Below are 26,222 nucleotides of genomic sequence, written 5' to 3'. Positions count from 1 at the left end.
GCGGTCGGGGGGCGTCGCCGTCCGGCGTGCAGGCCCGCGTGCCCTCCGGCGCCTCCACCAGACCGCCGCCCCGCTCGCGACCGAGCGGAGGGCGGTCCAGGTCGGAGGTGGTTCAGCCGTGAATGGCGAGGTCAGGCAGTGGCAGAGCGGCATGGGACTGGACCCGTCGGAGGTGCTCGGCTCCCGGTAGGGTCGCCAGGCGTGACGACCGAACTGGACAGGCTGGCCGTACGGCTGCGCGAGTTCGCGCGGGCCCGGGACTGGGATCAGTTCCACACCCCGAAGAACCTGGCCATGGCTCTGGCGGGCGAGGTGGGCGAGCTGGTGGCGGAGTTCCAGTGGCTCACCCCTGCGCAGGCGGACGACCTCGACCCCGAGACGCTGGCCAGAGTGCGGGCCGAGCTCGGCGACGTGCTGCTGTACCTGGTCAGACTGGCCGACACGGTCGGCGTCGACCTGTCAGAGGCCGCCAACGCCAAGCTGGACGAGAACGAACGCCGCTACGACCCCGCCTCCTACCGCGGTTCCACCCGAAAGGCACCACCGCTGACCTCCTGAGGGCCCCTACACCAGGGAGGCCGCGTGGGTGGTGACGTGGGTGGCGTCGGTGAGGTAGAGGGTGTGGTGGCCTTCGGACAGGTGCTGGGCGAAGGCGGCGTTGCCTGCGGCGGCCTGGGTGCGCATGAGGTCGACCAGGGCGTGCAGGCGCTCGCGCACCATGGCGGGAAGCGCCGCCCTCTCGGCGGGCGGCAGGCCGTACGCGTCGCAGAACAGGCGCAGTCGCCGTGCCTGCTCGGCGACGGTCATGACGGCCTCGCCGTTTCCCGGGGCGCTGAGCGGGACGAACCGGTAGGCGGCGTAGGCGACGTCCGACAGACGCGGCCCGGGGTGGGCGGTGTCGAAGTCGATGAACGCCACAGGGAGCCCGTCGCGGAAGACCGTGTTGTACGGCGCGACGTCGCCGTGGCAGATGACCTCGACGGGCTCGCGGGCAGGCAGATACCAGGGCCCTTCGGTGGGGAAGCCGGCCGTGGCGTCATGGAAGGCGCGTAGCAGCCTGCCGACCTCCCTCAGGGTGGCGTCGCTCCAGGCGTGGTCGGGCAGCGGGTAGTGGGCCACCTCTCCCTGGACGAAGTCGAGGATTTCCCTGCCCTCGGCGTCCAGCCCATGCGCGCGGGGCGCGCCGCGGAAACCGGCGGCGGCGACGTGGGCGAGCAGGCGGTGGACGGCGGGGGTCCACGGGCCCGCGGGCCGCCTGACGGTGTCGCCCGCCCTGACCACCTGGTTGACCCCGCCTCCCTGGAGAGGCCGCTCGATCCAGCCGGTGAGGTCGGCGATCTCGACGGCGTCGCCGCCGGCGGTGGGGAGGCTGAGGCGGCGGCCGGCCTCCAGCAGGACGGCGGTGACGGCGCCGCTCGGCGAGACGTCGGCGCGGACCGACCGCCGGTGACGCGGGTCGGCAGGGGAGTCGCCTTCGAGCAGCGCGTGCGCCACCCCGGCGTCCCGCAGCAGCCGCGAGACCTCGCGCGCCACCGCGACCGCGCCCTGCCCGCTGATGAGGAGAACTTCGTGCATCCGCCTCATTGTGCGCCCATCCGGCGCGGCACGCAGGGTGGCCGGCTCAGGGCGCGGTGGCGGGATGACGGCGGGGCGCCGATTGTCGGTGGTCTCCTATAGGAATGCCCCATGGGTACATGGGATGTGGGTCCTTTCGACAACGACAGCGCCGCCGACTGGTGCGGCGCCCTCAACGACGCCTCCGACGAGCGGCGCGTGGAGCTCATCAGGCAGGCGCTGGCCACGGCGGCCGGCAGCGACGACTACCTCGACGGCGACGACGCCAACAGCGCGATCGCGGCGGCGGCCATCGTCGCGGCGCAGCGCGGAGGGCAGCCGATCACCTCGGCCTACGCGCCGAGCTTCCTGGTGAAGGGCGGCGGGGTGGAGCTCCCCTCCGACTCCGACCTGGCGGCGCTGGCGCTGCGCGCCCTCGACCGTGTGGCGGCCGAGAGGTCGGAGTGGCGTGACCTCTGGGAGGAGGCGGGCGCCCTCCCTCAGGCGACGGCCGTCCTGGCCTCCATCCGGGAGGGTCTCAGCCGTTAGCTCTCCCGGCGGCGCCTGCTTGATCGGCGGGCGTCCGCTCGGGAGGATGCCAGATGCCGTCGCCGACCCCGTGGAGGAAACAGATGCTGTCGCCGGATGTTCGCGCGCTCTTCGAAGGCCCCAACTACGCGCACGTCGCCACGGTGGGGCCCGACGGCTCGCCGCACAGCGTGCCGCTGTGGGTCGGCGTCGAGGGCGACAGGATCGCCTTTCTCACCGGGCCTGGCTCACGCAAGGCGCGCAACCTCGCGCGAGACCCACGGGTGGCGCTGTCCATCACCGCCCACGACAACCCGTTCACGATGGCCACCGTGCGCGGCACCGTCGAACTCCTCGACGGCGAGGCGGCCTGGGAGATCATCGACAGGATCTCCCGCAAGTACACCGGCGAGCCGTACCCGAGGGGTGAGGAGCGGGTGGTGTTCCTGGTCGAGCCCTCCCACGCCCTCGCGGTGAACTTCGGCTGACCGGTCCTCACCCGGTGATCGCGAACCCCTCGTAGCCCTTGGCCGCCACCTCGTCGCAGAGCTGGCGGTAGAGAGCCACCCCTCCTGCGTACGGCATGAACACGCGCGGCTTGCCCGGCACGTTGGCGCCCATGTACCACGAGTCGGCGGCCGGATACAGGGTGGCCGCGCCGACGTCGCGCACGTGCGCCGTCCAGGCCTCCTGCGCCGCCTCCGTGGCCTCGATCGTGCGGCCCTCGAGGAAGGCCAGGCAGTCGGCGATCCAGTCGACGTGCTGCTCGATGGAGACGACCATGTTGCTGAGCACCGAAGGGCTGCCCGGTCCCGTGACGGTGAACAGGTTGGGGAAGCCCGCGGCGGCGAGCCCGAGGTAGGTGCGCGGGCCCGCCTCCCAGGTCTCCCGCAGCGACCTGCCGTGCGCGCCGCGGATGTCGACGGCGGTCAGCGCGCCCGTCATCGCGTCGAAGCCGGTGGCGAAGACCAGGGTGTCGAGCTCGTACTCGGAGCCACCCGTCGTTCTGAGGCCGTTCGCGGTGATCTCGGCGATCGGGTCCTCGCGCACGTCGACGAGGGTGACGTCGTCGCGGTTGAAGGTCTCGAAGTAGCCGGAGTCGAGGCAGGGCCGCTTGGTGCCGAACGGGTGGTCCCTCGGCGAGAGCAACTCGGCGTCGGCCGGGTCCTCGACCAGCTCGCGGATCTTCGATCGGACGAACTCCGCGGCGGTGTCGTTGGCGGCCCTGTCGATGAGCAGGTCGGTGTAGGCGCCGAGGATGCCCACCAGCGAGCCGCGCTCCCACCCCGTCTGGTAGCGGGCCAGCCGTTCCTCGTGACCGACCTCGAGCGCCGACTGGACGGCCGGCTCGGCGGGGATGCCGGAGTGCGTCTGCCTGGCCAGGCTGCGGCGCAGGCCGTACGCGGCCTTCACCGCGCGCCGCGTCTCCGGCGCGAGCGGCCCGTTGTAGGCGGGCAGGCTGAAGTTGGGCGTGCGCTGGAAGACCGTCAGGTGCCCGGCCTGCTCGGCGATGACCGGGATCGACTGGATGCCCGAGGAGCCGGTGCCGACCACGCCGACCCGCCTGCCGGTGAAGTCGACGCCCTCGTGCGGCCAGCGGCCGGTGTGGTGCCACTCGCCGCGGAAGCTCGCCAGGCCGTCGACTTCGACGGGCTTGGGCACCGACAGGCAGCCCGTCGCCATCACGAGATAGCGCGCGCTGACCCGCTCGCCCGTCTCCGTCGTGACGTGCCAGCCGCCGTCGAAGCGGGCGGCGACCACGCGCGTGCCGAGCAGGATGTCGCGGCGCAGGTCGAAGCGGTCGGCGACGTGCTCGAGGTAGGCCAGGATCTCGGGCTGTCCGGGAAACTTCTCCGTCCAGTCCCACTCCTGCTCCAGCTCGGGGGAGAAGGAGTAGGAGTAGTCGACGCTCTCGACGTCGCAGCGGGCGCCAGGGTAGCGGTTCCAGTGCCACGTGCCGCCGACGCCTCCGGCCGCCTCGAAGACCTTCGCCCGTAGGCCGAGGCCGCGCAGCCGGTGCAGTGCGTACAACCCGGACAGGCCCGCGCCGACGATGATCGCGTCATACATGCCGGTCGACGCTCTCGGCGAGGTGGTCGAAGGCCGCGCCGCTGCCGGGCAGTAACCCGATCATGGTGAAGAAGCCGTGCATCTGGCCGTCGAAGCGGCGCGACGAGACCGGCACGCCGGCCTCCCGCAGCCGCTCGGCGTAGGACTCGCCCTCGTCGAGCAGCACGTCGTGCTCGGCGGTGAGCACGACCGCGGGAGCGAGCCCCGACAGGTCCTTGGCGCGCAGGGGAGAGGCGTCCGCGTCCTCGCGTGAGGACAGGTCGGGCAGGTAGTGGTTCCAGAACCAGGCCATGCCCTCCCTCGTCAGCATGAGCTGGTTGGCGGGGTCGCGGTAGGAGGCGGTCTCGAGGTCGCAGTCGGTCACCGGGTAGATGAGGATCTGCAGCGCGAGCGAAGGCCCCCCGTGGTCGCGGGCTCGCCTGGCCATGATCGCCGCCAGGTTGCCGCCCGCGCTGTCCCCTGCCACGATCAGCGGGACGGGCGCGCCCGCGATCTCCTCGAGGTGGCCGGCCGCCCACCGCAGGGCCGCCCACGAGTCCTCGACGGCGGCGGGGTACGGATGCTCGGGGGCCTTGCGGTAGCCGACCAGCACGACCGCGCAGCCGGTGCGCGCCGCGAGAAGCCTGCCGACGGCGTCGTACTGGTCGATGTCGCCGAGCACCCAGCCGCCGCCGTGGTAGTAGACGATGACCGCGGGCGGCGCCTCGCCGGGTACCAGGAACCTGACAGGAACGCCGGGCGCGTCGGTCTCGCTCGTCGTGAGCATCTCGGGGCCCGTCTCCGCGCTCTCGGCGGCCATCGCCTTGGAGAAGGCGCGGGCCTGCTGGGGCGTCATCTGCTCCAGGGGCGGCACCTCGGCCTGCGCCATCCGGGTCAGCAGGGCGGTCGTCGCTTCGTCCAGGGCCATGCGGCTCTCCTCCGTAGAACGACGTTCTAGAACTTGACCGTAAGATGGCCCGCCGGAGAGGTCAACGGGCCATCGTGCGGTCGTGCGGCCGACATTCCCGCTTTGCCGTACGGCCAGCGGGAGGCTGGAAGGTACGTCGCATGACACACATCGACCGGCGCGGCTTCCTCCGCGCCGCCGCGATCGGCATGGTGGCGGGCGGCCCGCTGGCGGCGTTGTCCGCACGTACGGCCGACGCCTCGACCATGGTGAAGCGCGCCTTCAGCCCCGACTACGGTCCGCTGTCGCCGGTGAAGGACCACACCACCGGCCTCGAACTGCTCAAGCTGCCCCGCGGCTTCGAGTACCTGACGCACGGCTGGACCGGCGATCTGATGTCCGACGGGCGGCCGACGCCCTCCATGCACGACGGCATGGCCGCCTTCCAGCCGAGCGGCAAGCTGAAGAGCCAGGTCAAGGGCTCGGGCAAGGGCCACTGGACGGCGCTGGTCCGCAACCACGAGGTGGGCGCCTACTCCGGCGCGTTCGTCGAGCCCGCCTACAACCCGGCCGCCGGCGGCGGCACGACCACGCTGGTCTTCGACACCCGCAGGGGCGAGTTCGTCCACAGCTACGCCAGCCTGTCGGGGACCATCCGCAACTGCGCGGGCGGTCCGACGCCGTGGGGGAGCTGGCTGTCGTGCGAGGAGACGACCGAGATCAACGGCTCGGTACGGCACGGCTACGTCTTCGAGGTCCCCCACGACGGGATCGGCGACGCCAGGCCGTACAGGGAGATGGGCAGGTTCTCGCACGAGGCCGTCGCCGTGGACCCCGCCACCGGCTACGTGTACGAGACCGAGGACGCCACGCCGAGCGGCCTGTACAGGTTCCGCCCCACCGTGCGCGGCGACCTCGCCCAGGGTGGCGTCCTGGAGATGATGAAGATCGGCGGCGGCGCCTACACGACCTACGCCGACGGCACCGGCACCGTCTACCCCGAGATCGACTGGGTCGTGATCGACGAGCCCGATCCCGGCGCGGGCGAGACCAGCGTCGTCCAGCAGGGCATCGCCAAGGGCGGCGCGTCCTTCCGCCGTCTCGAGGGCGCCTGGTACCACGAGGGCAGGATCTACATCGTGAGCACCAGCGGCGGCCCCACCGGGCAGGGCCAGGTCTTCGAGTACGACCTCGCGGGCGACACGATGCGGGTGCTGTTCGCCTCGCCGAGCGCGACCGTCCTGAACAACCCCGACAACATCTGTGTCAGCCCCCGCGGCGGCATCGTGCTGTGCGAGGACGGCTCGGGCGTGGAGTACCTGCACGGCCTCACCACGGACGGGGAGATCTTCCCCTTCGCGGAGAACGCGGTGGTCATCCCCTCAGGCGGGGTACGGGGCAAGTCGGTCGCGCCTGGCGACTACACGAGCTCGGAGTGGTGCGGATCCACCTTCGACAGCAAGGACGGCGGCTGGCTGTTCGCCAACATCCAGACGCCGGGCATCACCTTCGCGATCACCGGGCCGTGGGAGAACGGCTCGCTGTGAGCGCGTCGCGGAGGGCCTGGATCTCCTCCGGTGTGCTCTCTCGGGCGATGTAGGGGATGTCCAGCACGTACCTGGTGCCGGAGATCCGGTCGCTGACGACGGCGGCGTCCTCGAGGATCTGGGCGTAGAGGGCGGCGCCGTCCATGCAGAACACGTCGATGAGCACGACCCTGCCGTCCAGCGCCCTCCGCACGTTGCCGGGGTTGAGGTCGACGCCGTCCCACCAGGGCACGGTGGCGCGGCACTCGGCGTCCACCTCGGCGGCGGCCCGCCGTACCTCGGCCAGCGCGGCCTCGCCGCCGCCCTCGCGCCACTGGCGCGCGACCTCCTCCGCCCGCGCCTGCTCCAGCGGGGCGAGGAACTCCAGGACAGCCAGCGTGCCGCCGCCCTCCAGCGGCGTGTCGAGGACGACGCGCGGCAGGTAGGGATTGTCAGGAAGGCGCCTGCACAGCTCGGTGAAGGCGGCGTAGGCCGGGTCGAAGGGGCACACTCTGGCGGCCATGGCGCCGTCGGGGGAGCGCAGCGCCGTGGCCCAGTCGCCGAGGCCGCAGGGGACCCATCCCTCCAGCACCAGCTCGGCCGTGACCTCTCGGTGGTTCATCGACGGCCAGGGCCGCCGCGTCAACTCTGGACGTAGTCGCACCGAACGAGACTACGTCCGACCATGGACGGCACAGCACCAGGAATGCCGCCGGCCGGGGTGGCCTAGGGTGGCGGAAGAGGCCGCAGGGAGCGAGGATCGATGGACATCCTGACCAGCGAACGGGAGATCACCGAGCCCGTCGATCTGTGCCTGCCCGACGGCAGGCTCAACCCCGAGGCGGTCGGGTGGACGCGCAGGCCGCTCCACCGAGGGAACCTGAGGGGCTGGGGGCGCGGCAAGCGCTGGGAGTACTGGGGCATCGTCACCCCCTCGCACGTGATCGGCCTGGTCGCCTCCTCCCTCGACTACGCGGGGGTGCACGGGCTCTACGTGCTCGACAGGGCCACCGGCGAGGAGACCGCCAAGGACGTGGTGGTGCCGCTGGCACGCGGCGCGCGCTTCCCCGACCGCAGCGGGAGCGGGACGGTGTCGGCCGCGGGCGCCGGCCTGCGGATCGAGATCGACCAGCGGCCCGAGGGCACGTGGCTTCGCGCGCAGGCGCCTGGCGTCCTCGTCGACCTGGAAGTGCCGATGCCCGAGGGGCACGAGTCGCTGGGCGTGGTGGTGCCGTGGGGGCCGCGCAGGTTCCAGTACACGGTGAAGGACCTGGCCCGCCCGGTGCGCGGGCGGCTGAGGCTGGGGACGGCGGAGCACGAGGTGAGCGAGGCGGACTCCTTCGCGGTGCTCGACCACGGCAGGGGCCGCTGGCCGTACTCGATCACCTGGAACTGGGCGGCGGGCAGCGGCAGGGGGCTGGCCGTCCAACTGGGCGGCAGGTGGACCGACGGCACGGGGATGACGGAGAACGCGCTGTTCGTCGAGGGACGGCTGCACAAGATCGGCGAGGAGCTGGCCTGGGAGTACGACAGGTCCGACTGGCTGCGGCCGTGGCGGATCAGCGGCGCGAGGGTGGAGGCGCGGTTCCACCCCTTCCACGAGAAGGTGGCGCGCACCGAGCTCGGCGTGGTGGGCAGCGAGACGCACCAGTGCTTCGGGCACTTCAGCGGCAGGGCGCGCGCCGACGACGGCGCGTGGATCGACCTGGACGGCCTGGTCGGCTGGGCCGAGGAGGCCCGCCAGCGCTGGTGACCAACCGGCATGCTTCTCAGACGAGGGTCGCCTTCGGAAGAGGGGCCGCGCCGCAGGCGGCCGATCAGAGCGTGAGACCCGTCAGCCGGCAGAGGGCGGCGAAACCCTCGGGGGTGCCCCGCCACCTGGCCCGTACGGCAGGCAGCCCCGCGCGCCGCACCACCGCGCGCAGCACCAGCGTCACCACGATGGCGTCGTCGGCGTAGCCGAGCACGGGGACGAAGTCGGGGATCAGGTCGAAGGGCATGGCCAGGTAGGCCAGCAGCAGCCCGAGCCACACCCGCACGCCGCGCGGCAGGCTGGGGTCGGCGGCCAGGTCTCGTAGCAGCCGGATCAGGTCGGGCAGGATCCGCAACGCCTCACGCAGCAGCCCGTGCCTGGGCGTGGCCAGGGCGAGGGCGGCCACGAGCAGCAGCCAGGCGGCGACGAGCCCGACGACGATCCCCAGCACGGTGCCCATGCACCTCACGATAGTCGCGGGCCGTCGTCGTGAGCCCTTCCGCTAGGCGGGCCTCGAGTAACAGCACCGCCCGCAGGGCGTCGCCGAGGGCGCGATCAGCGCGGAGACCGCCGTCAGGGGGTCGAACCCCGCGTCGGCAAGGTCGAGGGAGGGGAGGATGCACGGTGACTGATCGGGGAGCGCGCGATAGAGTCCACCACCCCCTCATCCCCCTAGCCCGCCATGGACCTCCGATGACCGTCGCCGTTCTGGGTGAGTGCGTCGCCGACGCCTTCACCGATCCCGATCACGCCCGCCACGGCGAGCTCGCCCTACGGGTGATCCCTGGAGGCGGCCCGGCCAACGCCGCCGTCGCGCTCGCCAGGCTCGGCACCGGCGCCCGCTACCTCGGGCGCGTCTCGACCGATCCGTTCGGGAGGCTGTTCACCGAACGGCTGACCGCCTCGGGCGTCGACCTGTCGTGGGTGGTGACCGCCGCCGAGCCCAGCACCCTGGCCGTGGCGACGCTGGACGGCGAGGGCAGGGCCAGCTACTCCTTCCACGCCGAGGGCACCGCCGACTGGCAGTGGACGGCGGAGGAGCTGGCCGCGGTCGACCTCGGAGGGGTCGCCGCCGTGCACACGGGCTCGCTGGCTCTGGTCCGCGAGCCCGGCGCCGCGCGGATCGAGGAGTTCCTCGCCCGCGCCCGCCCTTCGGCCACCATCTCGATGGATCCGAACATCCGTCCGCTCCTGGTCGATCCGGGCGTCTACCGGGCGGCGATGCCCCGTTGGGCGGCCCTGGCCGACATCGTCAAGGTGAGCGAGGAGGACCTGGCCCATCTCGGCTCCCTGGACGGCTTCTGCGCCGGCCTGCACGCCGCGGGCGTCAGGCTGGTGCTGGTGACCAGGGGCGCGGACGGTGTGACCGCCTCACTGGACGGCGAGCGGATGGACGTCGCCGCCCCCGTGGTGGAGGTGGCCGACACGGTGGGCGCCGGTGACGCCTTCACCGCGGGCCTGCTGCACAGGCTTGACTCGCTGGGACGTCTCGGCGGGCGGCTCTCCACACTCGGGGCGGCCGAGCTGCGCGACGCCCTGGCTTTCGCCGTCCGTGTCGCCGCGCTGACGTGCACGGTGGCGGGCGCCAACCCCCCGTGGGCAGCCGCCCTGACCTCCGCCGTCACCACCGGAGCGAACGGCGAGGCCTGACGCGGACCACCTCCTGCCCCACGTCGACGGTCCGGTTGCGCCGCCGACACCCTCCGCGTGGAGAACCTCGAGCCCACCAGGCAACTGGCAGGGCAGCTGGCCGGGCACGGCTACCGCAGCCACGTCTTCCTCGGCGCGCCCTTCGTCGAGGGCGACGACATCTCCGAGCGCTGAGCGGGCCTGTCGGAGGTGCTGGGCGAGGCGATAGAGCCGGTGCTGACGACCTCCTGGGCTCGCACGGTCAGCCCAGGTAGCGCAGGAGCAGCATGGCGGCGTCGTCGTGCAGGGGGCCGTCGACGTGGGTGACGAGATCGCGTCTGAGCGCCTCGAGCGCGGCCTCGGGGTCGTCCTCCCTGAGCAGGGAGACGCGGTCGGCGAGGGGATAGAACGCGCCGCGCCTGTCGCGGGCCTCGGTGACGCCGTCGGTGTAGAGCAGCATCTGGTCGCCCGGCGCCAGCGTCACCCGGTGACCGACGGGTCCCTCGGGGCCGAGCGAGGCCAGGCCCAGCGGCGGTACGGGCTCGGCGGGCTCGACGAAGAGCGCGCTGCCGTCCGCCCGCACCAGCAGAGGGGCGGGATGGCCGTAGTTCAGCAGCGTGACGGTGCGGTCGGGGTTGATCTCGGCGAGCACGGCGGTGACGAACTCCTCGCCCGACAGGTGCCTGTTGAGCGCCTTCTCCAGGCGGGAGCTGACCCCCGCCAGGTCGGCCTCGTCGTGCGCGGCCTCGCGGAAGGCGCCCAGCACGACCGCGGCGGTCTCGACCGCCTCGAGGCCCTTGCCCTGGACGTCGCCGACGATCACCCTGGCCCCGCCCGGCGCGGTGACCACCTCGTAGAGGTCGCCGCCGATGCGCGCCTCGGCCACGGCGGAGGTGTAGGAGACCGCCGCCCGCAGATGTCCCGCCCTGCGCGGCACGGGGCGCAGCAGCACCCGCTGGGCCACCTCGGCGATCGAGCGGACGTCGGCCAGCTCCTTCTCGCGGCGCTGCCGTCCGGCCGCGGCCACCATGCCCGCCGCCGTGACGCCGAGGATGCTGGCCAGGCTGGTGAAGCCGCGGGTGGTCCCCAGCACGTTGTTGTAGGCGGACAGCAGGACGCAGAGCATCAGGGCGACGAGCCCGATCAGCACCGTCCGCCGTACACCGCCGGCCAGGCTGGCGAACGCGGGCCCGAGCGCCACCAGAGGAAGAAAGCCGACCTCGGGCCCCGACAGCAGGTCGAGCGCGGCCACCACGGCCATCATCAGGTACGGCAGGGCGACGACTCGCCGCTGGTTGGAAGGCTTCATGCTCGCTTTCGGCCAGGATTGGACGAACTCGTGGCGTTACTCTTGCACCGTGCAACGGTGAGCGCAACGATGTTGTTCACGCCTCGGGCCAGCCCAGCGGATGGGAGGCGCTGGCGGGCGGCTCGCCACCCGCCTCGGTGAAGGCGGCCATCGCCGAGACCAGCGCGAGGCGCTGGTCGGCCGACAGGCGCGAGACGATGGCGGCGATCTCGTCGCGGCGCCGTCCCGTGACCTCGTCCACGATGCGCAGGCCGTCGGTGGTGAGGCTGATCAGCGTCTCCCTCCTGTTCCTCGGGTTGACCTCCCGCACGATGAAGCCCGAGGACGTCAGGCGGTCGGCCATGCGCATCGCGGTGGAGGGATTGACGTCGAGCCGTTCGGCCAGGGTGACCAGCTTGGTCTGGCCCTTGCCCGCCAGCACGACCAGCATGCGGAACTGGGGCAGCGTGATCCTGTCCTCGACCGCCGTCAGCGACCTGGCGGCTATGGCGACCAGCAGCCGCGAACCGGTCAGCACCGCGGAGGTGACCGCGGACAGATCCTCTTGCTCGCCCATGGACAGGTTTCTACACGCATCTCTCCCCGGAGACCCTCCTTCTTTGCAGTGTGCAAGGATTGAGGGGACCGAGCGCTCAGGACGCGGGACTTCCCCGGCAATCCACAGCTACCGGAGGGACGGCACATGCCAGCCACATTCGTCCTCAACGCGATGACGAGCGACGAAGTGGCCACCGTCGGGCTGGCGGGCGACATTGACCTGACCGTCGAGCCGCTGCTGCAGGCCTGGCTGGCCAGGGCGCTGGCCGCGCACCAGCCGCCGAGGGTGGACGTCGACCTCACCGGCCTGCGCTCGATCGACTCCTTCGCCCTCTCCGTGCTCATGGCGGCCGACAGGTACGCCCGCGACACCGGCGGCTGGATGAGCGTCACGGGGGTGGACGCGCCCGTGCGCGCGCTGCTGGCCGAACGCGGGCTGGACAGGGTCCTCGACCTGCGGCCGAGCGGCGTCCTGCTCTTCCCCTGCTGACCGTTGACGTCCGGGTCGGGCGCGGTCGCGCGTCCTGGCGGCGGCCATGCCGTCCGGCGCGTGGCCGGTCGAAAACCGCTTCGGGGGGAGGCCGGCGGTGTGCCAGGATCGGCCGGTGTCTGTTTCCCGACGTGATCTGTTGCGCTGGCAGTTCGACCTGACCTGGTCGCTGTTCGAGCTCCATCTCGAGCAGTTGAAGCCCGAGGACTTCCTGTGGGAGCCCGCCCCGCTCCACTGGACGGTACGGCCGGGCGGCGAAGGAGCGTGGCTGCCCGACTGGGACGAAGCCGAGCTCGACCCCGTCCCCGTCCCCACCGTCGGCTGGCTCAGCTGGCACATCGGCTGGTGGTGGAGCGTCACCATCGACCACGCGCGGGGCCGCACGCCGCGCGAGCGCGTCGAGATCACCTGGCCGGGCGACGGCGAGGCGGCCGTCGCGTGGCTGCGCGGCCTGCGCGAAGAGTGGCTGGCGGTGCTGGACAGGCTCAGCGACACCGACCTGGACGCCGTCGCGCCCTTCCCCTGGCCCGCCGACTCCGGCATGACCGTGGCCCACATGCTCGCCTGGGTGAACGCCGAGCTGATGAAGAACGCCGCCGAGATCGGCCAGCTCCGGCTGGTGCGCGCCGCGTCGGCGGCGTGAGAACCCGATCGGCCGGACGAGGCCGTGGCCGTCGTCCGGCCGGTCCCGCCGGCTCGCGTGTCAGGCGATCCCAGAGCCTCCGGCTCACAGCCCCCTGGCGAGCCGGTAGTAGGCCTGGTTCCAGCGCAGTTCCTTGGTGAACTGCCGCATCGTGGTGTCGGCGTCGATCACCACCAGCTCCACCTCCAGCATGTCGGCCAGGTCGTTCAGCTCCTCCACGCCGACCGCCGTGGACAGCACCGTGTGGTGCGGGGCGCCCGCCGTCAGCCACGCCTCGGCCGAGGTGCGCAGGTTCGGCCTTGGCTGCCAGACCGCGCGCGCCACGGGCAGCGACGGCAGCGGCTCCAGCGGGGCGGCCAGGTCGATCTCGTTGGCCACCAGCCTGAAGCGGTCGCCCAGGTCGGCCAGCCCGACCACGAGGCCGGGGCCCGGTGTGGCGTCGAAGACCAGGCGGACGGGGTCCTCCCTGCCGCCGATGGACAGCGGGTGGATCTCGCACGACGGGGTGCCCGAGGCGATCGAGGGGCAGACCTCGAGCATGTGCGCGCCGAGGATGAGCTCCTCGCCCGGGGTCAGGTGGTAGGTGTAGTCCTCCATGAAGGAGGTGCCCCCGTCGGGGGCCATCGCCTTCATGGTGCGCAGCAGCACGGAGGTCTTCCAGTCGCCCTCGCCGCCGAAGCCGTACCCGTCGGCCATCAACCGCTGGACGGCGAGGCCCGGCAGCTGGCGCAGCCCGCCGAGATCCTCGAAGTTCGTGGTGAACGCCCTGAACCCGCCCGCCTCCAGGAAGTGGCGCAGGCCGAGCTCGATACGGGCCGCGTAGCGCAGTGACTCGTGCCGCTCGCCGAGGAGCGAAGGAGCGATCTTGTAGAGGTCCTGGTATTCCAGCACCAGGGCGTTGACGTCGGTCTCCGCGGCGGCGTCCACGGCCTCCACGAGGTCGTTGACCCCGTAGGTGTTGACGGACACGCCGAACCGCAGCTGCGCCTCCACCTTGTCGCCCTCGGTGACGGCGACGTCGCGCATGTTGTCGCCGAACCTGGCCAGTCTGAGCGTGCGCAGCTCACGCAGGCCGGTCGCCGCCCGGCTCCAGGCCAGGATGCGGGAGGCCACCGCCGGATCGCTCACGTGCCCCGCCACGGTCTTGCGCGGGACGCCCAGCCTGGTCTGGATGAAGCCGAACTCTCTGTCGCCGTGCGCGGCCTGGTTGAGGTTCATGAAGTCCATGTCGATGGAGCTCCACGGCAAGGCCACGTTGGCCTGCGTGTGCAGGTGCAGCAAGGGCTTGCGCAGCGCGTCCAGCCCGGCGATCCACATCTTGGCGGGGGAGAAGGTGTGCATCCACGCGATCACGCCCGCGCAGTCGTCGTCGGCGTTGGCCTCCAGCATCACCCGCCTGATGGCGGCCGCGTCGGTCAGGACCGGCTTCCACTCCACCTCGACAGGCAGCTGCACGGCGATCTGCCGGGACTGCTCGGCCACCTGGCGCAGGGTGTCCTCGCCGTACAACCCTTGGCTGCCGGTCAGAAACCAGATGCTCAACGGGGGCTCCTCTGTCCATAGACGTTCTGGTAGCGGTCGTACAAACGGTCGATGTCGGCCTGCGGGATGGGCAGCGGGTCGCCCAGCTGGCGGGCGATGTGCACGGTGCGGGCCACGTCCTCGCACATCACCGCGGCCTTGACGGCCGCCCTGGGGTCCTTGCCGATGGTGAACACGCCGTGGTTGCGCATGAGGACGGCAGGCGAGCGGTGGTCCTTGAGCGTGCGCACGATGCCCTGCCCGATGGAGTCGTCGCCGATCAGCGCGAAGGGGCCGATCGGGATCTCGCCGCCGAACTCGTCGGCCATGGCCGTCAGCACGCAGGGGATCGCCTCGTTGCGCGAGGCCCAGGCGGAGGCGTAGGTGGAGTGAGTGTGGACCACCCCGCCGACCTCGGGCATGTGGCGGTAGACGTAGGCGTGGGCGGCGGTGTCGCTGGAGGGGGCGTGCTCGCCCTCGACCAGGTTGCCGTCGAGATCGCAGACGACCATGGCGGCGGGGGTCAGCTCGTCGTAGGAGACCCCTGAGGGCTTGATGACGAACAGGTCCTCGCCGGGGATGCGGCCGGAGACGTTGCCGGCGGTCCAGGCGACGAGGTTGTTGCGGACCAGCTCGGCGTGCAGCTCACAAACGATCTCCCTCATGCTCCTGCCTCGCTTCCCTGGCTAGCGGGCCGTCCCGGCCCGGTGGCGGCGTTTCGCAGACGGCGGAGGGTGTGCAGGATGCCGCCGTCGGCGAAGAGGTCGTGCAGCCTGCGGTATTCGGCGTACAGGAGGTCGTAGGCGTCGGCCGCCTTGTCGTCGGGCACGTACGCGGCCACGGTGCGCTTGCCCATCGCGGCCGACGCCTGCTCGATGTCCTCGTACGCCCCCGCGGCCACGGCGGCGTGGACGGCCGAGCCGAGGGCGGGCCCCTGCTCGGAGCCGATCACCGACAGCGGACGGCGCAGCACGTCGGCGTAGACCTGCATGAGGAAGCGGTTCTTCAGCAGGCCGCCCGCGACCACGAACTCCTCCACGGGCACGCCCGACCTCTCGAAGGTCTCGACGATGAGGCGGGCGCCGAAGGCCGTCGCCTCGATGAGCGCCCGGTAGACGTCCTCTGGCCTGGTGGCGAGGGTCTGCCCGACGATCACACCGGAGAGGTGGTGGTCGACGAGGATGGAGCGGTTGCCGTTGTGCCAGTCGAGGGCGAGCAGCCCGTGCTCGCCGACCGCCTGGGCGGCGGCCAGCCCGGTCAGGTGCTCGTGGACCGACAGGCCGCGCGCCTTCGCCTCCTCCGCGTAGGAGGAGGGCACGGCGTTGTCGACGAACCAGGCGAAGATGTCGCCCACGCCCGACTGGCCCGCTTCGTAACCCCAGAGGCCTGGCACGATGCCGTCGCGCACGACGCCGCACATGCCCGGCACCTCGGCCAGCCGGTCGGAGGGCATCACGTGGCAGGTGGACGTGCCCATGATCGCCACCATCTGGCCGGGCCGCACCGCGTCGGCGGCGGCCGCCGTGACGTGGGCGTCGACGTTGCCGACGGCGACGGCGATGCCCTCGGGCAGCCCCGTCCACCCGGCCGCCCGCGCGGTGAGCCGCCCGGCCAGCCCTCCGAGCGGCGCCAACACGGGAGCCCCCGGCGTGGACGGCTCCGTCACGGTGAGTTTGTGGACGAAGTCCGCGAAATCGGGGTTCAGCGCGCTCAGGAACTCCGCCGACGGGTACCCGCCATCCTGGTAGATCCCCTTGTAGCCGGCGGTGCAGACGTTGCGGGTCTCCACGCCCGTCAGCTGCCAGACGATCCAGTCGGCCGCCTCGATCCACCGCTGCGCCCGCTCGTAGACCGAGGGGTCCTCCTCCAGGACCTGCAGCCCCTTCGCGAACTCCCACTCCGAGGAGATCTTCCCGCCGTACCTCGGCAGCCACGACTCGCCGCGTGAGGCCGCCAGCGCGTTGATCCGGTCCGCGTGCGCCTGGGCGGCGTGGTGCTTCCACAGCTTCGGCCACGCGTGCGGCAGCGAAGGCGTCTCCGAACACAGCGGTGTGCCGTCGGCGGTGGTGGGCAGCACGGTGCAGGCGGTGAAGTCGGTTCCGACGCCGACGACCTGTGAAGGCGAGACGCCCGCCGCCGAGATCGCCGCAGGAACGGCGAAGCGCAGCACGTCGAGCCAGTCCTGGGGCGACTGGAGCGCCCAGTCGGGCCCCAGACGGACGGAGCTATCGGGCAGGTGCTCCTCGATGACCCCGTGGGCGTACTCGTGCACGGCGCTGCCCACCTCGGCGCCGTCGGAGACGCGTACGACCACGGCGCGTCCCGAGAGCGTCCCGAAGTCCACGCCGACCACGTAGTTGTTAGCGTTCACATATAGCTCCATGCAGCTGACCGAAAGGAGGGGAGAGAAGGGTTAGGGGGCAGGGGCCGTGCTGGCCCTGATCACGAAGCCGGGCGGCACGATGAGGCGCTCCGTCGAGATGGGGCCCTGTGCCTGGATCTGCCTGAGCAGCACCTCGATGCAGTGCCTGCCGACCGCGTCGAAGTCCTGCCTGACCGTGGTGAGCGGAGGCGAGAAGAACTCCGACTCGGGGATGTCGTCGAAGCCCACGATGCTGATCTCGTCGGGAACCTTCACCCCTTCCTCGGTGAAGGCGCGCAGCACGCCGAGCGCCATCTGGTCGTTGGCCGCGAAGACCGCGGTCACCCCGTCCATCGAGGCCAGGCGCTTGCCGGCGGCATAGCCCGCGCGCGGGCTCCAGTCGCCCGCCAGCGGCTCAGGCACGGGACGGCCCGCCTCCTCCAGCGCCGAGCGCCAGCCCTCGAGCCTGCCCTCGGCCTCCAGCCAGTCGGAGGGGCCGCTGACGTGCCAGACCGTGGAGTGGCCGAGGTCGAGCAGGTGCCTGGTGGCCAGCCTCGCGCCCTCGATCTGGTCGATGCACACCGCTGACACCTCTGACCTGTGCGTGCCCTCGACGGCCACCGCGGGCATGCCCACCGGCAGGGTCTCCAGGGCGCGAGCCGCCGAACGCTGCGGCGCCACCACGACGACCCCGTCGACGCCCTGCTCGGCGAGGTACTCGATGGCGTCGCGCACGCTGGAGGCGTCGAGCGACTTGAGGCTCACGATGCTCACGAAGTAGCCGGCGGTCCTGGCGGCCTGCTCGATGCCGTAGATCGTGCTGGCGGGGCCGTACAGGGTGGTGTCGAAGCTCACCACGCCGAGTGTGTTCGAGCGGCTCGTGACCAGGGCGCGGGCGACGAGGTTGCGCCGATAGCCCAGCTCGTCGATCGCGGCCATGACCCTGGCGCGCGTCTCGACGCGCACGTTGGGGTGGTCGTTCAGCACCCGCGAGACCGTCTGGTGCGACACTCCAGCGAGTTTGGCAACGTCGGACATCACTGGGGGGCGACGCCTGGTCACGATGACTCCTTTCGCTGGCCTGCCCAGAATAGATCAGCGCGAGACGCCCGCGCGGCGCTTGGTCCACACGTCGAAGGCGACGGCGGCCAGCAGGACGGCCCCCTTCACCAACATGACGCGCTCGCTCGGTGAGCCGATCAGGGACATGCCATTGTTGATCACCGCCATGATGAGGCCGCCGGTGATCGCGCCCACCACCTTACCGACGCCGCCCTGGACGGCCGCGCCGCCGATGAAGGCAGCGGCGATGGCGTCGAGCTCGAAGCTGTTTCCCGCCGTGGGGCCGGCCTGGTTGAGCCTGCCCGCGAAGATGATGCCGGCGATCGCCGAGAGCACGCCCATGTTGACGAAGATCCAGAAGACGACCTGCTTGACCTTGACGCCGGACAGCACCGCCGCCTGCAGGTTGCCGCCGATGGCGTAGATGCGGCGGCCGAAGACCGTGCGGTTGGCCATCAGGGAGTAGCCCAGCACCAGGAAGGCGAGCAGGACCAGCACCCACGGCAGGTTCTTGAACCTGGCCAGCTGCACCACGAGGAAGAGGATGAGCGCGGCGCCCGCGGCCATCTTCAGTACGAACAGCGGCATGGCGTCGACGGCCTGGCCGTACCCGCTGCGGGCCGAGCGGGTGCGCCACTGGGCCGCGACCATGCCGGCGATCGCCATCAGACCGATCAGCAGGCTGAACAGGTCGGCGCCGCCGAGGGGGCCGAGGCCGATGTTGCCGAGGTAGCCGTCGGTGAAGCCGTTGGCCAGCGTGCGGACCGCGTCGGGGAAGGGGCCGATGCCCTGGTTGCCCAGCACGGTGAGCGTGAGCGCGCGGAACAGCAGCATGCCGGCCAGCGTCACGATGAACGCGGGGATGCCGAAGTAGGCGACCCAGAAGCCCTGCCACGCGCCGATGAGCCCGCCCGCGAGGATCGTGAGCAGCAGGGCGAGCGGCCATGGCAGGCCCATGTTCACCATGAGGACGGCCGACAGCGCTCCCGTGACCGCCACCACCGAGCCGACCGACAGGTCGATGTGCCCCGCGATGATGATCAGGATCATCCCGATCGCCAGGATCAGGACGTAGGAGTTCTGGACGATGATGTTGGAGATGTTCTGCGGCGTGAGCAGGGCGCCGTCGGTCAGCACCGAGAAGAGCGCGACGATCAGCGCGAAGGCCACGTAGATGCCGCTGGAGCGCAGGTTGATCCTGAAGGGCCGCTTCGCCTCGACCCCCGTCTCGGCGGTGCGCGGAGTGGTCATGGTCATCGAGGGGTTCCCTTGGTCATGAGGTGCATGAGGCTCTCCTGGGTGGCTTCACCCCTGGGCAGCTCTCCGGTGATGCGGCCCTCGGAGAGGGTGTAGATGCGGTCGCACAGACCCAGCAGCTCGGGCAGCTCCGACGAGATCACCAGCACCGCCCTGCCCTCGCCTGCGAGCCGGTTGATGATCGTGTAGATCTCGTACTTCGCGCCGACGTCGATGCCCCTGGTGGGCTCGTCGAGGATCAGCACGTCGGGCTCCGTCAGAATCCACTTCGACAGCACGACCTTCTGCTGGTTGCCGCCGCTGAGCTTGCCGACGACGCTCGACACGCCCGGAGCCTTGATGTTCATGCTCCGGTGGAAGCCCTCGGCGACCCTGTACTCCTCCCGCTCGTCGACCCACACGCCCTTCAGCGCGGCCGCGGAGATGTTGCGCTTGATGTCGTCGATCAGGTTGAGCCCGTAGCGCTTGCGGTCCTCGGTGGCGTAGGCCAGGCCGTGCCTGATCGCGTCCTCGACGCTGCGCAGCTCGACCTGCTTGCCGTTCTTGAGGATCCGTCCCGAGATGCCGGTGCCGTAGGCGCGGCCGAACACGCTCATCGCCAGCTCGGTACGGCCCGCGCCCATCAGCCCCGCGAGCCCGACGATCTCGCCGCGCCGCAGTGTCAGCGTCGCGCTGTCGACCACCTTCCTGCCCGGCTGGCTGGGGCTGTGGACCGTCCAGTCCTCGATCCGCAGCACCTCCTCGCCGATGGAGGGCTCGTGGGGAGGGAAGCGGTTGTCCAGCGCCCTGCCGACCATCCCGGCGATGATGCGCTCCTCGGTGACCTCGCCCGCGGCCAGCGTCTCGATCGTCTGGCCGTCACGCAGGATCGTGACGGTGTCGGCGATCGCGATCACCTCGTTCAGCTTGTGGGAGATGATCACGCAGGTGATGCCGTCGTCCCGCAGCCCGCGCAGCAGGTCGAGCAGGTGGGCGGAGTCGTCGTCGTTCAGCGCGGCGGTCGGCTCGTCCAGGATGAGCAGTTTCACGTCCTTCGACAGCGCCTTGGCGATCTCGACGAGCTGCTGCTTGCCCACGCCGATGTCCGACACCGCCGTCACCGGGTTCTCCCGCAGGCCGACGCGCTTCATCAGCTCGCCTGCCTCGAAGTTGGTGCGGTTCCAGTCGATGAAGCCGCGCCTGGCCCGCTCGTTGCCGAGGAAGATGTTCTCCGCGATCGACAGCTGAGGGCTGAGCGCCAGCTCCTGGTGGATGATGACGATGCCGGCCCGCTCGCTGTCGCGGATGCCGCCGAAGGCGCAGCGCCGCCCTTCGAAGAGGATCTCGCCGTCGTAGTCGCCGTGCGGGTGGACGCCCGACAGCACCTTCATTAGCGTCGACTTGCCCGCGCCGTTCTCGCCGCAGATGGCGTGGATCTCGCCGCGCCGTACGGTGAGGTTGACGTCTTTGAGCGCCTTCACCCCTGGAAAGGTCTTGGTGATGCCGCTCATCTGGAGGATGCTCACTTGAGCTGGTCCGCCGTGTAGTAGTTGCCGCCGATGATGATCTGCTCGTAGTTGCTCTTGTCCACGATCACCGGGTCAAGCAGGTACGAGGGGACGACCTTGGTGCCGTTGTCGTAGTCCTTGGTGTTGTTCACCTCGGGCTTGCCGCCCTTGAGCACGGCGTCGGCCATCTTCACGGTCGTCTCGGCGAGCTTGCGGGTGTCCTTGAAGATCGTGGAGTACTGCTCGCCCGCCACGATGGACTTCACCGAGGCCAGCTCCGCGTCCTGTCCCGTGACCACGGGGTAGGGGTTGTAGCCGTTGCTCTTCAGCGCCGACAGGATGCCGATCGACAGCCCGTCGTACGGCGAGAGCACGCCGTCGACCTTCTCGCCGCCTGTGTAGGTCTTGGTGAGGATGTCCTCCATGCGCTTCTGTGCGGTGGCGGGGTCCCAGCGCAGGATGGCGGCGGTCTTGAAGTCGGTCTGACCGCTCTTGACCTTGATCGTGCCGTCCTTGATCTTGGGCTCGAGCACCGACATCGCGCCGTTCCAGAAGAAGGTGGCGTTGTTGTCGTCGGGAGAGCCGCCGAACAGCTCGACGTTGTACGGAGGCTTCTTGGCCTCCAGGCCCTTCATCAGGGAGGTCGCCTGCTGCACGCCGACCTTGAAGTTGTCGAAGGTGGCGTAGTAGTCGACGTTGGGGCTGTTGCGGATCAGCCGGTCGTAGGCGATGACCGGGATCTTGTTGTCCGCGGCCTGCTGGAGCTGCGAGGTGAGCGCGGTGCCGTCGATCGAGGCCACGATCAGGAGCTTGGCGCCCTTGGTGATCTGGTTCTCGATCTGGTTGGCCTGGGTGGGGATGTCGTTCTCCGCGTACTGCAGGTCGACCTTGTAGCCGAGCTTCTCCAGCTGCGTCTTGACGTTGTCGCCGTCGTGGATCCAGCGCTCGGACGACTTCGTCGGCATGGTCACGCCGATGAGGGCTCCCGCGTTGCCGCTGGCGCTGCCGCTCGGGGCGGCCTGCGCGTCGACGGTCTTCTGGCTGGAGCCGCACGCCGTCAGGGTGGCGGCGAGGGCGAGTGCGGAGACAATGCCCCAGGTCCGTCCCATCGTGGCTCTCCTTATGAAGGGGATGAATCAGACATGAACGCGTGGCGTTTGGCTGATTGTTATCGTTAACACTTGGGTGTGTCAACGATACGGAGGAAACACGGAGGTAACGTCCGAGGAGGTCGGAGGGCGGTCGAGCGTGCCCCGAGCGCGTCTCCGCCGGAGGGTGACGTCGCCGGAATCCTGGCGCATCATCAGCATATGTCGGCCCTCGCCGTGGGCGACCCGCGCCAGCTCGGTGAGTACTGGCTGGCGGGCAGGCTCGGTCAGGGCGGACAGGGCGTCGTCTACGACGCCTACGGACCCGAGGGGGAGCGGGTCGCGATCAAGGTGCTGCATCCGGGCTCGGGCGCCGAGCTGCGCAGACGCTTCGCCAAGGAGGCGGCGGCCACCAGGAGCGTCGCGCAGTTCTGCACGGCCAGGGTGCTGGCGGTCGAGCTGGACGGGCCGCGGCCGTACATCGTCAGTGAGTACGTGGGAGGGCCGAGCCTGCGCGCAGCCGTCGACAGCGGCGGCCCCTACCGGCCCGACGAACTGTACCGGCTGGCCACGGGGGTGGCGACGGCGCTGACGGCGATCCACGAGGCCGGGGTGATCCACCGCGACCTCAAGCCCGACAACGTGCTCATCGGCCCCGACGGCCCCAGGGTGATCGACTTCGGGATCGCCCGCACGTCGGAGATGTCGCTGACGCCGACGGGCCAGGTGGCGGGGACGCCCGCGTTCATGGCGCCGGAGAGCGTCATCGGGCAGCGCGGGGGGCCTGCCGTCGACGTGTGGGCGTGGGGCGCGGTCACGCTGTTCGCCGCGACGGGGCGCGCGCCGTTCGACGGGGAGAACCTGGTCGCCCTCTACCACCAGATCCTCGCCGTCGACCCTGACGTGTCCGTGCTGGAGGAGCCGCTGCGGACGCTGGTGTCGGCGGCGATGGCGAAGGACGAGGCCGCCAGGCCCGCCGCCCGCTCGATCCTGCTCGCGCTGCTGGGCGGCAGGGAGGAGACGGGGGAGCTGCTCGCCGAGGGGTGCAGGGCCGCCGAGCCGGTGGGGAGCCGCGCCGAGCCCGCGCCGCCGCCGTTGGAGACGGTCGCCGAGCAGGTCTACCAGCGCCTCTCGGCCGACGACAGGGCGGTGGTGCCGCAGATCATGCTGCGCATGGTCATGCCGGGCGAGGGCGCGGAGGACATGCTGAGGCGGATGTCCAGGCAGGAGCTGGACGACCAGCCACAGGCCGACAGGGTCCTGTCCGGATTCGCCCGCGCGGAGCTGGTGGTCGGCGACGAGGAGACCATCTCGCTGGCCAACGCGGCGCTGCTGCGCGCATGGCCGAGGATGCGCGAGTGGATCGAGGCCGACAGGGCGGGCCTGCGCGTCCACAGGCAGCTCGGCGAGGCCGCCGCGCGATGGGAGGCGGGCGGGCGCAGGCCCGCCGACCTCTTCCAGGGCAGCGCGCTGGAGGCGGCGCTCGGGTGGGCGGCGACGGGGCGGCAGCACGTGACGCTCAACCTGGTCGAGAACGCCTTCCTCACCGCGAGCGCCGCGCTGGCCAGGGTGCGGGCCAGGCGCAGGGGGCAGGTGTCGGCGGTGCTGGCCGTCCTGCTCGTCGTCGCGCTGGCGGCGACGGGGCTGGCCGTCCAGCAGCGAGGAGTGGCGGAGAGCCAGCGCGACATCGCCGCGGCCAGGCAGACCGCCGCCAGAGCCGAGCAGCTCAGGGCGGCGGACCCGGTGACGGCGATGCTGCTCAGCGTGGCCGCGTGGCGGCTCGCGCCGGTCAGGGAGGCTCGGGCGGCGGTCCACAGCTCGCTCGCCCAGCGCGAGCTCACGGTCAGGCCGCCGCCCAGGGTGACGGCCGACGCCAAGTTCGCCCTCGGGGCCTCGTTGCTGGTCGTCGACTCAGGGGTGGCGACGCTGTGGGACGGCTCCCGCCGTACGGGGAGGATCGAGGAAGTGGGCACGGATGTCAGGGCCGTCGCCCTGAGCCCCGACGGCCGGACGGTGGCCGTCGCGTCGAGCGGGCGGGTGCGGTTGTGGGACGCGGTCACGGGGCGGCCCCTCGGCGAGGCGTTCGGGGAGGGCGCGACCTGGATGGAGTTCGGAGCGCGGGGCGCGCTGCTCGCGGTCGTCACCTCTGTGCCCTCGGGCCAGGTATGGCGGGTGCCCTCCCGCGAGAAGGTCGTCGAATGGCGGCGCGAGGGGCTGGAGCGCATCGCGCTGTCACAGGGCCTGTTCGCGCCGATGTTCCGAGGCGACCGCTTCGAAGTGTGGGACCTGGACGGCAGGCGGTGGAAGGGCAGGGGCGGCGCCGTCGCCTTCGACCGGACGGGGAGGACGCTGGCCGTGAGCACCGGCGGTGACGTGCTCTTCCACGACGCGGCCGGCGGGCGGGGGCTGCGGCGGGCGCCGCTCGAAGGGGCGGCCGCGCAGTGGGTGGGCTTCGCGGGCGACGAGGTGCTCACCTACGACGGCGACGACCAGGTCGCGCTGTGGGACGAGGACGGCGCCGCCCGCTTCTCCTACCGGCTCGCCGACGCCTCGCTCATGCCGAACCTGCGGCTGGACGGCGCCAGGCTGAGCTACCTGCTCGGCGGCGGCGCGGTGGCCGTCCTGGACGTCGGCGAGCGTGCCGCGCCGATCGCGAGAGAGGTGGAGTCGGCCAGGTTCGGACCCGGAGCGCGGGTGGTCGCCGCGCAGGCGGGCGACGGCCTGCACGTGGGGGACGGGCTCGGCGGCATGGAGGTGGTCGCCATGGACAGCGACGCGCTGGCTGTCAGCCCCGACGGACGCACGCTCGCCGCAGGGCTGCGCGACCCCGCCCGCGTCGTGCTGCTCGACACCGCCACCAGGCGGATCACCGGACGGCTGGCCCTGCCTGGCGCGGTTTCCGTGGCGGGGCTCGCCTTCGCGCCCGGAGGGCGGACGCTCGCGGTGGTCCCGTGGTCGGGAGGGTTCGGCCAGGTGCGGCTCTGGGACGGGAAGGGCCCCGCGCGAACGCTGCCGAGGGTGGGCGGCGACGTGCTGGCCTTCAGCCCCGACGGCAGGGCGCTGGCGGTGGGCGGCAGGGACAACGCGCTCATCCCGCTGCCCTCGGGGCCCCTGGTGGCGCAGCCGTTCAGCCCGAGTGTTGACGGGGTGTCGGCGGTGGCGTTCAGTGAGGACAGCAGGATCGTCGCGACGGGGTCCTTCGAGTCGGGCATCGACCTGTGGGACGCGCGCACCCTCGTCAGGATCAGGCACCTGGCCACAGGGGGAGACGATGTCACGGCGCTGGCCTTCTCGCCGAGTGAAGGGGTCCTGGCGGTCGGCGGCGGCAGCGGGCGGGTCCAGCTGTGGGATGTCGACAGGGGCGTGCCGTACGGCCTGCCGTACCCGCTGCACACGGGTGCCGTCCTCGCGGTGGCCTTCGGCGCGGGAGGCGACGAGCTGTTCAGCATCGGGGAGGACGGCGGGGTCAGACGGCACGCCGTCGATGTGGACCTGGCCGCGGCGGGCGTGTGCGCCCGCACGGGGCGAGGGCTGTCGGAGGAGGAATGGCGGCGCCTCATTCCGGAGGCGCCCTATCGCGAGGTGTGCTGATGATCTTATGGGGGGCTCCGGCCGAGATCGTGTCCGTGGAGGTCGAGCCGAACCCGGCCTCGCCGGGCGCGCGGGTGAGCGTGGTCGTGGTGACCACCGACGCCCGCGCCGTGACAGGGCGGCTCGGGCAGGAGGAGCTGCGCTTCGACCAGGAGGAGTCGTCGCCGAACGAGCAGGCGTGGCGCGCCGTCCATCAGGTGCCCCGTGACGCGGAGAGGGGCGAGCGGACGGTCACGATCACAGCGGACAGGGCCGTCGCCGAGGAGCCCTTCACGGTCGGGGAGGCGAGGGAGGGCCGGATCCTCGACTTCACCGTCTCGCCCACCTCGGTGGAGGACGGATCGGAGATCCTCACTTTCACCGGACGGCTGGCGGCGGAGTCCGAGGAACGGGTCGTGGTCGTGCAGTTCAGGCCGGAGGCCGACCTGGCCTGGCGGGACGTCGCCTTCGCCGAGGCGGGAGAGCGCGGTCTGTTCGCCGTCGAGGCGCAGGCCATGGAGACGGGTCGCTGGCGGGCCAGGCTGCGCGGCGCGGCGCCCGCGACCAGCGAGGAGAGCCGGGTGTTCGTGGCGCGGGCGCTCAAGCGCTCGAGGATCGTGGGTTACTCCGTGACGCCCAGCACGGTGAGCGAGGGACGCTCGGTCACGCACAAGGGGCGGTTGCAGTGGGAGAAGAGCAGGAACGCGGCAGGAAAGATCACCAAGTGGCGGAGCCCGGGGACGCAGCCCGTCAGCTCGGAGTACGGGGTGAGCACCTCGAACTACGGCAAGAGGGGGAGCGGGACGACCCAGAGCAACGGCAGGTTCGTGATCTCGACGCCGGTGCCGGGGAGCGGCTACTGGAAGGTGACCTTCGGCGGCGCGGGCGGCTTCGGCGGCAGCGCGAGCGGCGGCAGGAGGGTCATCGCGAACTGAATGTCGCAGCCGCGT

At 71.4% G+C, this 26,222-nt stretch carries 24 protein-coding genes; 10 read left to right on the top strand and 14 right to left on the bottom strand.

The annotated features are described in order from the left end of the window. The first annotated feature begins 201 nt into the window (after nucleotides 1-201). Nucleotides 202-558, top strand: coding sequence for a nucleotide pyrophosphohydrolase (locus ABFX55_RS28780; RefSeq protein ID WP_346125889.1), 357 nt, complete (start codon nucleotides 202-204; stop codon nucleotides 556-558). A 6-nt stretch (nucleotides 559-564) separates the two neighbouring features. Here the strand turns inward: ABFX55_RS28780 and ABFX55_RS28775 are convergent, their stop codons facing one another. Further along, a complete protein-coding gene (locus tag ABFX55_RS28775; protein WP_346125888.1) occupies nucleotides 565-1,575 on the bottom strand; it encodes a phosphotransferase enzyme family protein in 1,011 nt (336 codons plus the stop codon). 111 nt (nucleotides 1,576-1,686) lie between these two features. Between ABFX55_RS28775 and ABFX55_RS28770 the strand changes: the two genes are divergently transcribed. Next, nucleotides 1,687-2,103, top strand: a complete 417-nt coding sequence (locus tag ABFX55_RS28770; RefSeq protein ID WP_346125887.1) for a DUF4259 domain-containing protein — start codon at nucleotides 1,687-1,689, stop codon at nucleotides 2,101-2,103. A gap of 83 nt (nucleotides 2,104-2,186) precedes the next feature. Further along, the gene (locus ABFX55_RS28765) at nucleotides 2,187-2,570 is read left to right on the top strand and encodes a PPOX class F420-dependent oxidoreductase (RefSeq protein ID WP_346125886.1); all 384 of its coding nucleotides are present in this window, start codon (nucleotides 2,187-2,189) and stop codon (nucleotides 2,568-2,570) included. 7 nt (nucleotides 2,571-2,577) lie between these two features. On the opposite strand, the gene ABFX55_RS28760 is transcribed toward ABFX55_RS28765, so the two are convergent. Both ABFX55_RS28760 and ABFX55_RS28755 read right to left on the bottom strand, forming a co-directional pair. Next, nucleotides 2,578-4,152: a flavin-containing monooxygenase gene (locus ABFX55_RS28760; RefSeq protein ID WP_346125885.1), complete on the bottom strand. Its 1,575-nt coding sequence runs from the start codon at nucleotides 4,150-4,152 to the stop codon at nucleotides 2,578-2,580. Then, nucleotides 4,145-5,059 (bottom strand): alpha/beta hydrolase, encoded by a 915-nt coding sequence (locus ABFX55_RS28755; protein ID WP_346125884.1) that lies wholly within the window; start codon nucleotides 5,057-5,059, stop codon nucleotides 4,145-4,147. The genes ABFX55_RS28760 and ABFX55_RS28755 overlap by 8 nt, the downstream gene beginning before the upstream one ends. Nucleotides 5,060-5,199: 140 nt before the next feature. On the opposite strand from ABFX55_RS28755, the gene ABFX55_RS28750 reads away from it, so the two are divergent. After that, nucleotides 5,200-6,585, top strand: coding sequence for an alkaline phosphatase PhoX (locus ABFX55_RS28750; RefSeq protein ID WP_346125883.1), 1,386 nt, complete (start codon nucleotides 5,200-5,202; stop codon nucleotides 6,583-6,585). On the opposite strand, the gene ABFX55_RS28745 is transcribed toward ABFX55_RS28750, so the two are convergent. Then, nucleotides 6,554-7,186 (bottom strand): hypothetical protein, encoded by a 633-nt coding sequence (locus tag ABFX55_RS28745; RefSeq protein ID WP_346125882.1) that lies wholly within the window; start codon nucleotides 7,184-7,186, stop codon nucleotides 6,554-6,556. The genes ABFX55_RS28750 and ABFX55_RS28745 overlap by 32 nt on opposite strands. Before the next feature lie 141 nt (nucleotides 7,187-7,327). Here ABFX55_RS28745 and ABFX55_RS28740 point away from each other — a divergent pair, with 141 nt between their 5' ends. Then, on the top strand, nucleotides 7,328-8,317 hold the full coding sequence (locus ABFX55_RS28740; RefSeq protein ID WP_346125881.1) for a DUF2804 domain-containing protein: 990 nt from the start codon (nucleotides 7,328-7,330) through the stop codon (nucleotides 8,315-8,317). Between the two features lie 64 nt (nucleotides 8,318-8,381). Here ABFX55_RS28740 and ABFX55_RS28735 read toward each other — a convergent pair whose 3' ends face one another. After that, nucleotides 8,382-8,777 (bottom strand): YkvA family protein, encoded by a 396-nt coding sequence (locus tag ABFX55_RS28735; protein WP_346125880.1) that lies wholly within the window; start codon nucleotides 8,775-8,777, stop codon nucleotides 8,382-8,384. Between the two features lie 233 nt (nucleotides 8,778-9,010). On the opposite strand from ABFX55_RS28735, the gene ABFX55_RS28730 reads away from it, so the two are divergent. After that, nucleotides 9,011-9,967, top strand: coding sequence for a carbohydrate kinase family protein (locus ABFX55_RS28730; protein WP_346125879.1), 957 nt, complete (start codon nucleotides 9,011-9,013; stop codon nucleotides 9,965-9,967). A gap of 241 nt (nucleotides 9,968-10,208) precedes the next feature. Here ABFX55_RS28730 and ABFX55_RS28725 read toward each other — a convergent pair whose 3' ends face one another. Both ABFX55_RS28725 and ABFX55_RS28720 read right to left on the bottom strand, forming a co-directional pair. Beyond that, nucleotides 10,209-11,255, bottom strand: a complete 1,047-nt coding sequence (locus ABFX55_RS28725) for a PP2C family protein-serine/threonine phosphatase (protein ID WP_346125878.1) — start codon at nucleotides 11,253-11,255, stop codon at nucleotides 10,209-10,211. A 76-nt stretch (nucleotides 11,256-11,331) separates the two neighbouring features. Then, a complete protein-coding gene (locus tag ABFX55_RS28720; protein ID WP_346125877.1) occupies nucleotides 11,332-11,811 on the bottom strand; it encodes a MarR family winged helix-turn-helix transcriptional regulator in 480 nt (159 codons plus the stop codon). Between the two features lie 126 nt (nucleotides 11,812-11,937). Between ABFX55_RS28720 and ABFX55_RS28715 the strand changes: the two genes are divergently transcribed. Together ABFX55_RS28715 and ABFX55_RS28710 are read left to right on the top strand one after the other, a co-directional pair. Next, nucleotides 11,938-12,282, top strand: coding sequence for an STAS domain-containing protein (locus ABFX55_RS28715; protein ID WP_346125876.1), 345 nt, complete (start codon nucleotides 11,938-11,940; stop codon nucleotides 12,280-12,282). A gap of 115 nt (nucleotides 12,283-12,397) precedes the next feature. Continuing rightward, nucleotides 12,398-12,925: a DinB family protein gene (locus ABFX55_RS28710; protein WP_346125875.1), complete on the top strand. Its 528-nt coding sequence runs from the start codon at nucleotides 12,398-12,400 to the stop codon at nucleotides 12,923-12,925. Nucleotides 12,926-13,009: 84 nt separating this feature from the next. Here ABFX55_RS28710 and araA read toward each other — a convergent pair whose 3' ends face one another. From araA to chvE, 7 genes are read right to left on the bottom strand one after another with little or no spacing between them, the layout of a single operon-like run. Then, the gene (gene araA, locus ABFX55_RS28705) at nucleotides 13,010-14,467 is read right to left on the bottom strand and encodes an L-arabinose isomerase (protein ID WP_346125874.1); all 1,458 of its coding nucleotides are present in this window, start codon (nucleotides 14,465-14,467) and stop codon (nucleotides 13,010-13,012) included. Next, the gene (locus ABFX55_RS28700; protein ID WP_346125873.1) at nucleotides 14,464-15,111 is read right to left on the bottom strand and encodes an L-ribulose-5-phosphate 4-epimerase; all 648 of its coding nucleotides are present in this window, start codon (nucleotides 15,109-15,111) and stop codon (nucleotides 14,464-14,466) included. The genes araA and ABFX55_RS28700 overlap by 4 nt, the downstream gene beginning before the upstream one ends. Next, entirely contained in the window at nucleotides 15,108-16,799 is a 1,692-nt protein-coding gene (gene araB, locus ABFX55_RS28695) for a ribulokinase (protein WP_346131280.1), read from the bottom strand. The genes ABFX55_RS28700 and araB overlap by 4 nt, the downstream gene beginning before the upstream one ends. A 60-nt stretch (nucleotides 16,800-16,859) precedes the next feature. Beyond that, entirely contained in the window at nucleotides 16,860-17,846 is a 987-nt protein-coding gene (locus ABFX55_RS28690; protein ID WP_346131278.1) for a LacI family DNA-binding transcriptional regulator, read from the bottom strand. 57 nt (nucleotides 17,847-17,903) lie between these two features. Then, complete coding sequence (gene mmsB / locus ABFX55_RS28685; protein ID WP_183649478.1) at nucleotides 17,904-19,127, bottom strand: multiple monosaccharide ABC transporter permease; 1,224 nt, start codon at nucleotides 19,125-19,127, stop codon at nucleotides 17,904-17,906. Further along, nucleotides 19,124-20,617: a multiple monosaccharide ABC transporter ATP-binding protein gene (mmsA, locus tag ABFX55_RS28680; RefSeq protein WP_346125872.1), complete on the bottom strand. Its 1,494-nt coding sequence runs from the start codon at nucleotides 20,615-20,617 to the stop codon at nucleotides 19,124-19,126. Before mmsA ends, mmsB begins: the two co-directional genes overlap by 4 nt. 11 nt (nucleotides 20,618-20,628) lie before the next feature. Further along, nucleotides 20,629-21,723: a multiple monosaccharide ABC transporter substrate-binding protein gene (gene chvE, locus ABFX55_RS28675; RefSeq protein ID WP_346125871.1), complete on the bottom strand. Its 1,095-nt coding sequence runs from the start codon at nucleotides 21,721-21,723 to the stop codon at nucleotides 20,629-20,631. Nucleotides 21,724-21,924: 201 nt separating this feature from the next. Here chvE and ABFX55_RS28670 point away from each other — a divergent pair, with 201 nt between their 5' ends. Together ABFX55_RS28670 and ABFX55_RS28665 are read left to right on the top strand one after the other, a co-directional pair. Further along, complete coding sequence (locus tag ABFX55_RS28670) at nucleotides 21,925-25,293, top strand: serine/threonine-protein kinase (protein WP_346125870.1); 3,369 nt, start codon at nucleotides 21,925-21,927, stop codon at nucleotides 25,291-25,293. Further along, entirely contained in the window at nucleotides 25,293-26,207 is a 915-nt protein-coding gene (locus tag ABFX55_RS28665) for a hypothetical protein (protein ID WP_346125869.1), read from the top strand. Before ABFX55_RS28670 ends, ABFX55_RS28665 begins: the two co-directional genes overlap by 1 nt. The last annotated feature ends 15 nt before the right edge of the window (nucleotides 26,208-26,222 follow it).

The sequence above is a fragment of the Nonomuraea roseola genome (assembly GCF_039535395.1).
Lineage (GTDB): Bacteria > Actinomycetota > Actinomycetes > Streptosporangiales > Streptosporangiaceae > Nonomuraea > Nonomuraea roseola.
Note: the sequence above shows the minus strand (reverse complement) of the source record. Positions and strands in the feature narration are given on the sequence as shown.